A 13,432-nucleotide genomic window follows, 5' to 3' on the forward strand; every position below is an offset into this window, starting at 1 on the left:
GTTCGGCTTTTCACAAATGAGTAAACTGCGTGAGGTGTTGCGTCTTGCGCAACCTCGCCGAAGTTCCAAGATCAGCGCGTTCTGGGACCCGGCGCGCTGGACAGTGCCCCCGCGAACCGAATATCGGCTCTCCATGAAATCAGACCCCCGTCCCGATTCCGCCCTGCCCGATTCCATCCTGATCGTCGATTTCGGCAGTCAGGTGACCCAGCTTATCGCCCGGCGGGTTCGCGAAGCGGGAGTCTATTCGGAAATCGCTCCGTTCACGACAGCTGAGGAGGCTTTCCACCGGCTCCAACCCAAGGGGATCATCCTGTCCGGCTCTCCCGCCGGGGTGCCCGAAGAAGGCAGTCCGCGCGCGCCGCAGATCGTCTTCGACAGCGGCCTGCCGATCCTGGGCATCTGCTATGGCCAGCAGGTCATGACGCACCAGCTTGGCGGCGAGGTACGGCCCGGGCACGAGACAGGTGAAGGCGGGGAGTTCGGCCGCGCGTTCCTCACCGTTACCAGGCCCTGCGCCCTGTTCGACGGCCTCTGGAGCGAAGGCGAGCGCCATCAGGTGTGGATGAGCCACGGCGACAAGGTCACGCGCTTTGCCGAAGGGTTCGAGATCGTTGCCACCAGCGACGGTGCGCCCTTCGCCGTGATCGCCGATGAACTCCGCAAGTACTACGGCACCCAGTTCCATCCCGAAGTGGTCCACACGCCCGACGGCGGCAAGCTGATCGCCAATTTCGTGCGCCACGTCTGCGGCCTGGCCGGGGACTGGACGATGGCCGAGTTCCGCAAGACCAAGATCGCAGAAATTCGTGCCCAGGTCGGCAGCGGCAAGGTCATCTGCGGTCTGTCGGGCGGGGTCGACAGCGCAGTCGCGGCGGTGCTGATCCACGAGGCGATCGGTGAACAGCTCACCTGCGTGTTCGTCGATCATGGACTGATGCGGCTGAACGAGGCGGAGCAGGTGGTCACCCTGTTCCGCGACCATTACAACATCCCGTTGGTCCACGTGAATGCCGAGGAGATGTTCCTTTCCGGCCTCGCCGGCGAAACCGACCCGGAGAAGAAGCGCAAGTTCATCGGCAAGGCGTTCATCGACCTGTTCGAGGCCGAGGCCAAGGCGATCGGCGGGGCCGATTTCCTTGCCCAAGGCACGCTCTATCCCGATGTCATCGAGAGCGTGAGCTTCACCGGCGGCCCTTCGGTCACCATCAAAAGCCATCACAACGTCGGCGGCCTGCCGGAACGGATGAACATGGCGCTGGTCGAGCCCTTGCGCGAACTGTTCAAGGACGAGGTGCGCGAACTGGGGCGGGAGCTCGGCCTGCCCGAGGTGTTCGTCGGCCGTCACCCGTTCCCGGGCCCCGGCCTCGCCATCCGCATCCCCGGAGAGGTCACGAAAGAGCGGTGCGACATCCTGCGCAAGGCCGATGCCGTCTACCTCGAGGAAATCCGCGCCGCCGGTCTGTACGATGCGATCTGGCAGGCGTTCGCGGTGCTGCTGCCGGTGCGCACGGTCGGGGTCATGGGCGATTATCGCACATACGATCACGTGCTGGCCCTGCGCGCGGTGACCAGCACCGACGGGATGACCGCCGACATCTATCCGTTCGATGCCGCGTTCCTCAGCCGCGTGGCGACGCGGATCGTCAACGAGGTGAAGGGCGTCAACCGGGTGGTGTACGATTACACCAGCAAGCCCCCCGGCACGATTGAGTGGGAATAAACCGCGCCCCGCGCGCGGCGGTTTTCACGGGCTGAAACGCACTCCGGTCAGCTCTTCTGACTTCGCCCACAGCTGCTCGGCCAGCGCCTCGTCGCGTACGTGCGGGTACACGCCGCCGCCTAGATTGTCCTTGCTCGCCGGTGCCGCCACCTCGCAGTTTTCGAGGTAGAGCCCGCCTTTGCCCTCCAGCAGCGGGGAGGTCGCGGCCCAGACGGTGGTCGATGCGCCCTGCTCTTCGGTCTTGAAGCGCTCGTTGACGTTACCCTCGGCATCGATCCAGCCCATCGCTACCTGCTCCTCGATCGACAGGTGACGCTGCAGCGGGGTCATGATCCCCCCGGGATGGACCGCGAAGGCGCGCACGCCGAACGGCTCACCCAGCTTGTCGAGCTGCAACGCGAACAGGGCGTTGGCGCTCTTGGCTTGCCCGTACGCCAGCCACTTGTCGTAATCGCGCCGCTCGAAATTCGGATCGTCGAGGTCGAGGCCGTTCAGCCGGTGCCCGATCGATGACAGCGCCACCACCCGCGCGCGGTCCGCCGCCTTGAGCAGCGGCCACAATTGCGCAGTGAGCTGGAAATGGCCCAGGTGATTGGTGGCGAACTGGCCTTCGTAGCCGCGCGTATCGCGGGTCAGCGGACTTGCCATGACCGCGGCATTGTTGATCAGGATGTCGACCCGCGGCCACCGTTCGGCGACGCTCGCGGCGAATGCGTCGATCGATCCGGGATCGGCGAGATCAAGCGGGAGGATGGTGATATCGCTGTCCATCTCTCGCAGCACGTCCTCGGCCTGCCCGCTGCGGCGCGCGCCGACGATCACCTCGGCCCCGGCAGCAGCCAGCGCCCGCACGGTTTCGGTCCCGATCCCCGAGTATCCGCCGGTGACCACCACGTGGCGGCCGGCAAGGTCGATCCCTTGGGCCACCTCCATCGCGGTCGACCGATATCCGAAAGGGGAGCCGACCGGCTCCTGCGCGCTCACCATGATCCCTGTCTCCCGCTGATTTATCCGCCGCATGAACGAAAACGGCCGCCCAGCAGAACTGGGCGGCCGTCTGGCAGATGTCCAGTGATGTCAGTCGACGCGGGTGTAGGGGACGAAATCGCCCAAGAACACGTTACCGGTGTAGAACCCGCCGAACGGGTTGAAGGTCGTCACGATATCCTGCCGGCACAGTTGCGGACCAAATTGCCGGATCAGCAGCGCATCGTTGTCGTCGAGATCCTGCGCGTTCTCCGGCACATTGACCCAGATCGTCCGACCGCGGCCATAGACCACGGCGGTTCCGTCGATCACTTCGGAATTCTGGTTGACCCGAGTGTTGATGCAGCTGCGCGGCTCACCGGCGACCCTACCTTCGAGCAGCTTGGCCAACTTGGCATCGCGGGAGAGGCGCTCACCAGCGGTCGAAGGCCCGGCGGCCAGCGCCATGGTGGCAGCCGCCGCGAGCGCGAGTGCGATCTTCTTCATCCGAACAACCTCCTTGGTATGACGCGGCCAATAGCACGTGTCGACTGAACCGGGGCTGACTTGCTCAAGCCGTGCCGCCAACGGTCAGCCCTTCGACCAGCAGGGTCGGCTGGCCGACACCGGCGGGAAGGCTCTGGCCGCCCTTGCCGCACATCCCGACGCCTTCGTCCAGCGCCATGTCGTTGCCGATGCCGCGCACTTTGGTGAGCACGCTTGGGCCATCCCCAATCAGGGTCGCGCCCTTGATCGGAGCGCCCAGCTTGCCGTTTTCGATCTTGTACGCTTCGGTGCAGCTGAAGGTGAACTTGCCGCTGACGATGTCCACCTGCCCCCCGCCGAAGCTCTTGGCGAAAATGCCGTTTTTGACCCGGCTCAGAAGCTCGGCCGGATCGTCGTTGCCCCCGCGCATGAAGGTGTTGGTCATGCGCGGCATCGGCGCGTGGGCATAGCTTTCGCGCCGCCCGTTGCCAGTTGCGGCCACGCCCATCAGGCGGGCGTTGAGGCGGTCCTGCATGTAGCCTTTCAGGATGCCATCCTCGATCAGCACGGTTTCCTGTGTAGGGGTGCCTTCGTCATCGATCGAAAGCGAGCCGCGCCGGTCCACGATGCTGCCGTCGTCGACGATCGTCACGCCCGGAGCGGCCACGCGCGTGCCGATGCGTCCGGAAAAGGCGCTGGTGCCCTTGCGGTTGAAGTCGCCCTCTAGCCCGTGGCCGACCGCCTCGTGCAGCAGGACGCCGGGCCAGCCGGGGCCGAGCAGCACGGTCATCTCGCCGGCGGGCGCCGGCACGCTTTCCAAGTTGGTCAGCGCCTGCGCCACCGCTTCGTCGATCGCACGGGACCAGTTCGCCTCGTCGAACAACGCATCGTAGAGATAGCGCCCGCCCATGCCGAAGCTGCCGGTTTCACGCCGGCCGTTGGCCTCGGCCACGACTGACACGTTGAGCCGCACCAGCGGGCGGATGTCGCGCGCGACGAAGCCGTCGGGCCGAACGATCTCGATCACGCTCCACGACGCAGCGAGGTTGGCGGTCGCCTGCACCACGCGCGGATCCCGCGCGCGGGCAGCGGCGTCGATCTTCTCCAGCAGCGCCACCTTGTCGGCGAACGGCACCGCGTCGAGCGGGCTGGCGTCGGTATAGAGATGCCGGTTGCTGCGCGCCGGCGGCGCGGGACGCGCAGCGTTCGCCGGATCGAGCAGCCGCAGCGTCTCGCCCGCGCGCCGGATCGCGGCGGCGGAAATCTCGTTGGCATGGGCAAAGCCGGTCATCTCGCCCGACACGCCGCGCAGGCCGAACCCGGCATCGCGCGAATAGTTGGCGGTCTTCAACCTGCCGTCATCGAACACAAACGCTTCGGTCGCGGCGAACTGAAGGTACAGTTCCCCGTCGTCGCAGATTCGCAAGGTCTCGGCGGCCAGCGCCTTCGCCTCATCAGGGGTGAGCTTGCCATCGGCGTAGAGCAGCGCGTGCGGATCGGGTGTCATGGCCCCGATATGGGCGCGTCGAACGGTTGGCGCTAGGGGGCAGCGCCCTCCGAGATGTCGTTGAGGGTCGCCTGATCCGCGCCATCCGCCGGACCGCCGCGCAGGACGAAACGGCGGTCGCAATACCCGCAATCGACATAGCCATGCTCGTCGATTTCCAGCCACACGCGCGGATGCCCCAGGGCAGTGGGCGTAAAGCCGGGCCCGCCGCGGATCGCATCGGCCCCGTCGCAGGCCACACGGCGGTCATCGACCAGGGTCAGTTCGGGCGGGGGAATGCTCATGCCAAGTCCTCTTCGGGACGCGCCGATACCGCCATTGCGAGGGGCGGGCAACGGGCCTAGTGCCGCGCGTCATGGCCACCGAACCTGCGATCCGCATCCGCGACCTCGTCAAGCGCTATGCCGGCGTTAACGGCGACGAAGGCAAACTCGCGCTGAAGGGCGTCAGCTTCGATGTGCCCGAAGGGCAGATTTTCGGCCTTCTCGGCCCCAACGGGGCGGGCAAATCGACGCTGATCAACATCCTCGCCGGATTGGTCATGAAGACGTCGGGCACCGCAGACATCTGGGGTTTCGACATCGACCGGCACCCGCGCAACGCCAAGCGCTCCATCGGGATCGTCCCGCAGGAGATTGTGTTCGATCCGTTCTTCACTCCGTTCGAGGTGCTGGAGAACCAGGCGGGGTTCTATGGCGTGCCGCGCGCGCAGCGGCAGTCCGAAGCGCTGCTGGATGCGGTGCGTCTGGCGGACAAGCGCGATGCCTATGCCCGCACGCTGTCAGGCGGAATGAAGCGCCGCCTGCTGGTGGCCAAGGCGATGGTCCACGCGCCGCCGATCCTGGTGCTGGACGAACCGACCGCCGGCGTCGACGTGGAACTGCGCCGGCAGCTGTGGGAACTGGTCACCCGCCTGAACCGCGAAGGCGTGACGGTGGTGCTGACCACCCACTATCTCGAGGAAGCCGAGCAGTTGTGCGACCGGATCGCGATCATCAACCATGGTGAACTGATCACCGACAAGCCGACCCGCGAACTGGTCGGCATGATGGCGGAAAAAGTGGTCGAGATCACGGTCGATCGCGACATGGCCGCGCCGCCTGTCCACCCGGCCTTCAAGAAGTCCGAGAAGAAGGGCGACCGGACGGTCGAGATCACCTATGACAAGGACACCATCACCGCCGGGCAGGTGCTCGGCCTGGTGCAGACCCAGGGCTTCGTAATCGAAGACGTGACCACCCGCGAAGCTGACCTCGAAGATGTGTTCGTCAGCCTGACTTCTGCACCAGACCAGAGCGCGCCTTAACCCAGAAACCGTCCGCCCAGCCCCGCGTCGCGGATGTGCAGCTTGGTCCACCGGAACGGCGAACTTTCTTCCAGCGGCGTGGCGCAGGACCTGCATTTGCCCACATGACCGCCATGCACGCGGCGAATCGCGCTCTGATCGACGCTATGCCGACCGAACGCGCACGAAATATGCGCCAGCTTCATTCTCGCTAACCCTTCCCGTCCCTCATCCCCTGCCCGATCCGGATTAGCCTCACCCGCGCGCCGCGATACGGGCTAGCGCCGAACCGTTCATTTTGCGCCGCCATCGGATGAAGCCCCGTGCACTTGCGGCCCCTCCCCCGCGCGGGCATGACGCAGCCATGACCGCTTCGCACGACGTCATCGTCATCGGCTCAGGCGCCGCCGGGCTGACCGCCGCGCTTGCGCTGGCCGAAAGCCGCCGCGTGCTGGTGCTCGCCAAGGGGTCGCTGACCGGCGGCAGCACCGCGTGGGCACAAGGCGGGATCGCCGCGGTGCTGGACGCAGGCGATACGTTTGAAGAGCATATCCGCGACACCATGATCGCCGGCGCAGGGCTCAACCGGCGCGAAACGGTCGAATTCGTCATCGAGCACGCGCCGCAGTCGATCGACCGGCTGGTCGAGCTCGGCGTGCCGTTCAACCAGGAAGCCGGCGCACTGCACCTGACCCGCGAGGGCGGGCATTCGCAGCGGCGGATCGTGCACGTGAACGACGCCACCGGCTGGGCGGTGCAGGAAGCGCTGCTCAGGGCGGCGGAGGCCAATCCCAACATCACCCTGCTGCCGGGCCGTGCGTGCATCGACCTCATCACCGGGCGCAACGCAGAACAGTTCTCCGGATCGGGCCGGGTGTGGGGGGTCTACGCGCTCGACGAGGCGAGCGGGCGGGTGGAGGCGCACGTCGCCCGCGCCACAATTCTGGCGACCGGCGGCGCGGGGCGGGTGTACCAGTTCAGCACCGCGCCAAGGGGCGCAACCGGCGACGGGATCGCGATGGCGTGGCGGGCGGGCGCCCGCGTCTCCAACATGGAGATGATGCAGTTCCACCCGACCTGCCTCTATAATCTCGAGGTCAAGAACTTCCTCATCACCGAGGCTGTCCGCGGCGAAGGCGGGGTGCTGCTCAATCCCCGGACCGGGCACCGCTACATGCCCGATTACGACGATCGTGCGGAGCTGGCGCCGCGTGACATCGTCGCCCGCGCCAACGACAGCGAGATCAAGCGCGACGGGCTCGACTGTGTCCACCTCGACATCAGCCATCAGAGCCCGGAGTTCGTGAAGCACCACTTCCCGAACATCTACGAAAAGCTGCTGACGCTGGGCATCGACATGACGCGCGAGCCGATCCCGGTGGTGCCGGCACAGCACTATACCTGCGGCGGGGTGCTGATCGATCTTGCCGCGCGCACCGACCTGCCGGGGCTATGGGCCGCGGGCGAGTGCACCGAAAGCGGGCTGCACGGCGCCAACCGCCTCGCGTCCAATTCGCTGCTCGAATGCTTCGTGTTCGGCGAGGCAGCGGCGAGCGATATCCTGGCGCGGTGGGATACCCTCGATCACCCGCCAGCGATCCGCGAATGGGACGAAAGCCGGGTGACCGATTCCGATGAGGAAGTGGTCATCAAGCAGAACTGGACCGAAATCCGCCGGATGATGTGGAATTATGTCGGCATCGTGCGCACCACCAAGCGGCTGGAGCGGGCGCAGAACCGGATCGACCTGCTAGGCCGGGAGATCGAGGATTACTATGGCAGTTTTCGCGTCACCACCGACCTGATCGAACTGAGGAACCTCCACCAATGCGCCGACCTGATCGTGCGCAGCGCGCTGAAGCGCCACGAGAGCCGCGGATTGCACTACACGCTCGATTATCCGGCGACCCTGCCGGAGGCGCGCGATACCGTCCTGATACCTTGAGGGGAACGACGAATGGCGCAAGTCCAGGCTAACGGGCTCACCATCGAATACGACGATCACGGCGACCCCACCGCGCCGCCGATCCTGCTGGTGATGGGTCTCGGCGCACAGATGACCCTGTGGCCGCAGGAACTGGTGGACGCGCTGGTGGAGCGCGGCTTTCGCGTGATCCGCTACGACAATCGCGACATCGGGCTGAGCCAGAAGATGGACGGGGCCAAGGCCCCCGGCATGGTTAGACTGATGCTGCTGAGCCGCCTCGGCTTCACGCCCCGCGTGCCGTACACCCTGGCCGACATGGCCCGGGACGGCGTCGGGCTGCTCGATGCCCTGGGCGTCGCCAAAGCCCACATCGTCGGCGCCAGCATGGGCGGGATGATCGCGCAGCACATCGCCTTCTCGCATCCTGAACGCGTGCTCACCCTCACCTCGATCATGTCGACCACCGGACATCGCAAGTTGCCCTCGGCTACCCGGGAGGCGATGTCCGCGCTCACCAAGCGTCCCGCATCGATGGATGAGGACGTGCTGGTCGAGCACGGCGTGAAGGTGTCGCAGGCGATCGGCAGCCCTGGTTTTCGCGCGGATCCCGCTGCGGTGCGCGAACGCTCGCGCGCACTGATCAAGCGCAGCTTCTATCCTGCCGGGATGCCCCGCCAGTTCGCCGCGATCGTCGCCGATGGCGACCGCCGCGAGCGCTTGCGAAGCGTGAAGGCCCCCACGCTGGTGATCCACGGCGAGGCCGACCCACTGGTCCCGCTGGCCGGCGGCGAGGACACCGCGGCGCATATCGCGGACTCCCGGCTCAAGACGATTCCTGGGATGGGCCATGACCTGCCGCTCGAGCTGGTCGACGAGATCGCCGACGCCATCGCCGGGCATGTTAAGGCGCAGGTGTGAGCCTTCGAATTGGGCTATCGCCCGTCGTGGTCGCCGCCATGCTCGCCGGGTGCTCGCCGGAGGCCGCCGAACCGGCGGGGCGGGGCCTGGGAGCCTCCCCGCAAGTCTCGTCATCGGTCACAACCGCCGCGGACGATGCACCATCGCGCGTCATCCGGTACACGTCGCTCAAGGATTGTCCGGTCACGCGAGCGAGCCGCGAGGAGATGCCCTTCACCGAAACGGTATGCGAAGGACCGGCGGGCTGGCGTTTGCGCATCAGCGACTCCGATGCGCGGCAGTCGCTCGAAGTGGTGGCGCCCGGCGGTCAGGCAACGCGGCTGGACACTGCGGCGATCGGCGGCGGCGGCTTCAGCTCGTTCGGCTCCGCAGCCGAGTGGCGCGCGCCGCCGGCTGGAGAATTCCGGCCTGACGCGTTGATCGTCCGCTACCAGGTCGCCGAACGTCCCTATCCGGCGCCGGAAACCGCGTACCTGCTGGCCGTCCGCCTGCTCCCGGTGCCGTGCGTCACCGCGCGTATTGCCCCGGGCGACCGTCAGAATGCGTTGGCCCGCGAAGCGGCTGATGAGCCGCGCGCGTGCCTGTCAAACTCGGCTGAAGGCTAGCGGCTAGACGATACCCGCCACCAGCTTGCGCGCGGCGGCTTCCTCGGCGCCGACATACCAGTTGTAGAGCGCCTTCTCGAGCAGTTCGTCCATCTTCACATCGGTGTGGTCAATCAGCCGCTGGAAGTTGTCCCTTTCCAGCTCGATGCCCGTGTCGAGCTGATGGATCATCGCTTCGAGCTTGGGCAGGAGCATCCGGATCGGTCCGTCGAGTTCGATCGTCTGCTGAAGTTGGCGGCAGTGGATCAGCAACGTCGTGTCGGATGTCAGGTAACGATCTTCCGGCGGGAACGCCGCCATGAAGGTACAGCCGGCCGAATAGACCACGGTTTTGCCGACGAACACCAACCGGCGGCCGTTCAAGCGTTTCCGCGCCGCGTCGACCTCGGCGATCATGCGCCGTGCCATCTCGGGGTCTCCCCCCAGCGTGGTCATGTCGATGATGAGCGGCTCGTCGCCGTCTTCCGTCTGATTGAGCATGTCGCGTAGCTTCTCCGCCATCACTTCGTCGATGGACCCGACGAGGGAGATGTCGGCGGGGGCCGTGGCCTTCGGGGCGCCATTCGCGTGATCTGCGCCTGTTTGTCGGTGATCGTCTCGCGCCATTTGGTAGGCCCCTGATGAGTGCTGCTCCGGCGAAATGGACCGATCCCGGTTCCGTTCCCCGCAACTCCACGCCGGAATTTTGATAAGCTGATGATAAAGCGCGCGTTTTAGCGGCCTAGGCAACTGACTTGGCGAAGGCAGGGAAGCAGGACACTTTCAGAGTGGCAGACTGTGCGGAGGTCACCTCGGTCGCTGCCGCTCTAAGCTGGCTGGGGACAAAAATTTTTTCTGAGGATGCGGTTTGGCTCTTGCGCTCCGCGCCACCCTACGGAGTCCCGCGCGTCGCGGCGTTACGGTCGTATGACACACCGGGGCTACTGAGGTCCGAAGAGAGTAAACCGGGCCTTCACCCTCTTGCACCCGCGACCCCGTTGATTCACTATCTAGTGGTTGGGGTCGAAGGGGTACCCACAAGACCTAGTTTCTGGCGGCGGCGCTCCCCACATAGCGTCTGCACCGAACAACGCGTCTTGCAGCCTCTCGGCGGGACTGCCCGGGGACAAGTTGGGGAAAAGTTTCTCGCCCTTCGAACCCCCGGAAATGGTAGGCGGACGCTTCGTTCGTCGAATCGAACACAAACGGAACATCGGGCCGGTGCCTGAAGTTTCCAACATACGGCGAGCGGGGCAGGCGATGGATTTCAGGACTGGGAATGAGGCAGCCATGGGGCTCGATGAAACGACTGCCGATTCGGTCGACGCGGCCGCCGGCGCCGACGCGGCTCCCACCAGCAAGGCGGCGATGACGATGGACAAGCACGACAAGGGCAGCGACGCACTGGTGGCCGGGATAGCCGCCGATGCTGCGGCCTCTGCGATGGTCGGTGCGCTGCAGGCTGCGGCCAAAGCGGACGACAACGACAGCAAGAAGATCGCCGATCGCCGGTTCACCATCGCGACCGACGCCAGCCGGGATGCGCTGCTGACCGATTTCGGCAAGGAAACGCTGGACGATCGCTACCTGCTGCCGGGCGAAACCTATCAGGATCTGTTCGCGCGCGTGGCCGATGCCTATGCCGACGATCAGGATCACGCGCAGCGCCTGTACGATTACATTTCGAAGCTGTGGTTCATGCCGGCCACCCCGGTGCTGTCGAACGGCGGCACCAATCGCGGGTTGCCGATCAGTTGCTACCTCAATTCGGTGAGCGACAGCCTCGACGGCATCGTGAACACCTGGAACGAGAACGTCTGGCTCGCCAGCAAGGGCGGCGGGATCGGCACCTACTGGGGCAACGTGCGCGGGATCGGCGAGCCGGTCGGCCTCAATGGCAAGACTAGCGGCATCATTCCTTTCGTCCGCGTGATGGACTCGCTGACGCTGGCGATCAGCCAAGGTTCGTTGCGGCGCGGTTCGGCGGCCTGCTATCTCGACGTCTCGCACCCGGAGATCGAGGAGTTCCTCGAGATCCGCAAGCCGTCCGGCGACTTCAATCGCAAGGCTCTGAACCTGCATCATGGGGTGCTGGTCAGCGATGCGTTCATGGAAGCGGTGCGGGCCGGTGACGAATGGAACCTGACCAGCCCCAAGACCGGGGAAGTGCGCGCGACCGTCGATGCGCGCTCGCTGTTCCAGAAGCTGGTCGAGACCCGCCTCGCCACCGGGGAGCCGTACATCGTGTTCTCGGACACGGTGAACCGCGCGATGCCGCGCCACCACCGCGAACTGGGGCTGAAGGTTTCGACGTCGAACCTGTGTTCGGAAATCACCCTGCCGACCGGCGTCGATCACCTCGGCAACGACCGGACCGCAGTATGCTGCCTGTCATCGCTCAACCTTGAAACCTGGGAGCAGTGGGAAGGCGACAAGGTGTTCATCGAGGATGTCATGCGCTTCCTCGACAACGTGCTGCAGGACTACATCGACCGCGCGCCGGAGGAGATGGCGCGGGCCAAGTACTCCGCGATGCGCGAACGTAGTGTCGGCATGGGCGTGATGGGCTTCCACTCGTTCCTGCAGATGAAGAACATCGGCTTCGAAAGCCCGATGGCGAAGGTGTGGAACCTGAAAATGTTCAAGCACATCGCCGCCAAGGCCGAGGAAGCGAGCATGGTGCTGGCCGAAGAGCGCGGCCCTTGCCCCGATGCGGCCGACGCCGGCGCGATGGAGCGGTTCAGCTGCAAGATGGCGATCGCGCCGACCGCATCTATTTCGATCATCTGCGGCGGCACCAGCGCCTGCATCGAGCCGATCCCGGCCAACATCTATACCCACAAGACGCTGTCGGGCAGCTTCGTGGTGAAGAATCCGTACCTTGAAAAGCTGCTCGACAAGAAGAGCAAGAACTCCACCAACGTGTGGAACTCGATCCTGGAGAAAGCCGGATCGGTCCAGCATCTCGACTTCCTGACGCCTGAGGAGAAGGCGGTCTACAAGACCAGCTTCGAAATCGATCAGCGCTGGCTGCTGGAATTCGCGGCCGACCGGACGCCGTTCATCGACCAAGCGCAGAGCTTGAACCTGTTCATCCCGGCCGACGTCGACAAATGGGACCTGGCGATGCTCCATTTCCAGGCGTGGGAGCGCGGCATCAAGAGCCTGTATTACCTGCGGTCGAAGTCGGTCCAACGCGCCGGATTCGCCGGCGGGGTGGAAGCGGACAACACTGCTGAGGCGCCGAAGTACGAACTGCCGACCACCGACTACGACGAGTGTCTCGCCTGCCAATAACGGTAGTGGGACTGCGGCGTCGCTTCAATGGAAGCGACTTATCGCCGGCGGCCCCGTAACGGGCGGGCCGGGTCGGTCAACTGAACGCCTGCGGGGGAGCCGGCACCCCGCAGGAGCGCCGGCCCGTGCGTGTTACTCGCCGGCTTCCTCGACGAAGTTCGCGGCGTTGGCGGCGGTCGCGCTCAGGCGCACCTTATCGCCTTCGACCTCGGCGACGAGGCCCAGCGGGATCGTATGGTGATGGCCGCTGTGCGTGCCACCTTGCGCACCTTCGATCTCGGCCGCTGAATCGCGCTTCGTCAGCTTGATGTGATCACCTTCAACTCGGTCGACGGTGCCGACGTGGACGCCATCGGCGCCGATGACTTCCATGTGTTCGCGAATGTTGCTGTGGTCGGTCATAGCATGTTCCTTACTGGTCGGTGGTCGAGGCGTTGTCGGCGGCTTTGTCCGCCCAGCGATCGCTTTCGGCAGGCTCGCGCGCCGCAGACTGGTCTGCGGCTGCCTGGCCGGCAAACGCGCCCATCCGGTCCGGGTGCCCTTCGGCGTCGCCTTCGATCGCGCGTTCGCCGCCTGCCTGGTCCTGGCGCTGCTCGCTGGTCTGCTGGCCGGCAGCAGCGCGGGCCTGGTCTTCGCGCGGGCCAGTGCGTGGTGGTTCACCGGGAGCGCGGTTCTGGGTGTTGGTGACGTCGCGCGAGTCGTCGGGTTCGAGTTCGGACATGACTTCGTTCTCCTTCGC

14 protein-coding genes are annotated in these 13,432 nt (G+C 65.6%); 6 read left to right on the forward strand and 8 right to left on the reverse strand.

All coding sequences use genetic code 11. The annotated features are described in order from the left end of the window. Positions 1-133: 133 nt before the first annotated feature. Positions 134-1,723, forward strand: a complete 1,590-nt coding sequence (guaA, locus tag C0V74_RS07355; RefSeq protein WP_143251228.1) for a glutamine-hydrolyzing GMP synthase — start codon at positions 134-136, stop codon at positions 1,721-1,723. A gap of 24 nt (positions 1,724-1,747) precedes the next feature. Here guaA and C0V74_RS07360 read toward each other — a convergent pair whose 3' ends face one another. The 4 genes from C0V74_RS07360 to C0V74_RS07375 form a co-directional block, all read right to left on the reverse strand. Further along, complete coding sequence (locus C0V74_RS07360) at positions 1,748-2,710, reverse strand: oxidoreductase (RefSeq protein ID WP_143251229.1); 963 nt, start codon at positions 2,708-2,710, stop codon at positions 1,748-1,750. A gap of 90 nt (positions 2,711-2,800) precedes the next feature. After that, positions 2,801-3,196 (reverse strand): hypothetical protein, encoded by a 396-nt coding sequence (locus C0V74_RS07365; protein ID WP_131622797.1) that lies wholly within the window; start codon positions 3,194-3,196, stop codon positions 2,801-2,803. Between the two features lie 64 nt (positions 3,197-3,260). Then, the gene (gene tldD, locus C0V74_RS07370) at positions 3,261-4,682 is read right to left on the reverse strand and encodes a metalloprotease TldD (RefSeq protein ID WP_143251230.1); all 1,422 of its coding nucleotides are present in this window, start codon (positions 4,680-4,682) and stop codon (positions 3,261-3,263) included. A 32-nt stretch (positions 4,683-4,714) separates the two neighbouring features. Then, positions 4,715-4,966 (reverse strand): zinc-finger domain-containing protein, encoded by a 252-nt coding sequence (locus tag C0V74_RS07375; RefSeq protein ID WP_143251231.1) that lies wholly within the window; start codon positions 4,964-4,966, stop codon positions 4,715-4,717. A gap of 71 nt (positions 4,967-5,037) precedes the next feature. On the opposite strand from C0V74_RS07375, the gene C0V74_RS07380 reads away from it, so the two are divergent. Continuing rightward, a complete protein-coding gene (locus tag C0V74_RS07380; RefSeq protein ID WP_131622804.1) occupies positions 5,038-5,988 on the forward strand; it encodes an ABC transporter ATP-binding protein in 951 nt (316 codons plus the stop codon). Here C0V74_RS07380 and C0V74_RS07385 read toward each other — a convergent pair. Beyond that, complete coding sequence (locus tag C0V74_RS07385) at positions 5,985-6,173, reverse strand: hypothetical protein (RefSeq protein ID WP_143251232.1); 189 nt, start codon at positions 6,171-6,173, stop codon at positions 5,985-5,987. The genes C0V74_RS07380 and C0V74_RS07385 overlap by 4 nt on opposite strands. Before the next feature lie 158 nt (positions 6,174-6,331). Here C0V74_RS07385 and nadB point away from each other — a divergent pair, with 158 nt between their 5' ends. The 3 genes from nadB to C0V74_RS07400 are packed head-to-tail and all read left to right on the forward strand — an operon-like array spanning position 6,332 to position 9,417. After that, positions 6,332-7,912, forward strand: coding sequence for an L-aspartate oxidase (gene nadB, locus C0V74_RS07390; RefSeq protein WP_143251233.1), 1,581 nt, complete (start codon positions 6,332-6,334; stop codon positions 7,910-7,912). Positions 7,913-7,924: 12 nt separating this feature from the next. Next, the gene (locus C0V74_RS07395) at positions 7,925-8,812 is read left to right on the forward strand and encodes an alpha/beta hydrolase (protein WP_143251234.1); all 888 of its coding nucleotides are present in this window, start codon (positions 7,925-7,927) and stop codon (positions 8,810-8,812) included. Next, positions 8,809-9,417 (forward strand): hypothetical protein, encoded by a 609-nt coding sequence (locus tag C0V74_RS07400; protein ID WP_143251235.1) that lies wholly within the window; start codon positions 8,809-8,811, stop codon positions 9,415-9,417. The genes C0V74_RS07395 and C0V74_RS07400 overlap by 4 nt, the downstream gene beginning before the upstream one ends. A 3-nt stretch (positions 9,418-9,420) precedes the next feature. On the opposite strand, the gene C0V74_RS07405 is transcribed toward C0V74_RS07400, so the two are convergent. After that, the gene (locus C0V74_RS07405; RefSeq protein WP_143251236.1) at positions 9,421-10,023 is read right to left on the reverse strand and encodes a peptidase S14; all 603 of its coding nucleotides are present in this window, start codon (positions 10,021-10,023) and stop codon (positions 9,421-9,423) included. 633 nt (positions 10,024-10,656) lie between these two features. Between C0V74_RS07405 and C0V74_RS07410 the strand changes: the two genes are divergently transcribed. Then, entirely contained in the window at positions 10,657-12,693 is a 2,037-nt protein-coding gene (locus C0V74_RS07410) for a ribonucleoside-diphosphate reductase subunit alpha (protein ID WP_143251237.1), read from the forward strand. A gap of 132 nt (positions 12,694-12,825) precedes the next feature. Here C0V74_RS07410 and C0V74_RS07415 read toward each other — a convergent pair whose 3' ends face one another. Continuing rightward, a complete protein-coding gene (locus tag C0V74_RS07415; protein WP_131622818.1) occupies positions 12,826-13,095 on the reverse strand; it encodes a DUF2171 domain-containing protein in 270 nt (89 codons plus the stop codon). A 10-nt stretch (positions 13,096-13,105) separates the two neighbouring features. After that, positions 13,106-13,414, reverse strand: coding sequence for a hypothetical protein (locus C0V74_RS07420; protein WP_131622820.1), 309 nt, complete (start codon positions 13,412-13,414; stop codon positions 13,106-13,108). Between the last annotated feature and the right edge of the window lie 18 nt (positions 13,415-13,432).

This window comes from Altererythrobacter sp. TH136, from assembly GCF_007065885.1.
Lineage (GTDB): Bacteria > Pseudomonadota > Alphaproteobacteria > Sphingomonadales > Sphingomonadaceae > Tsuneonella.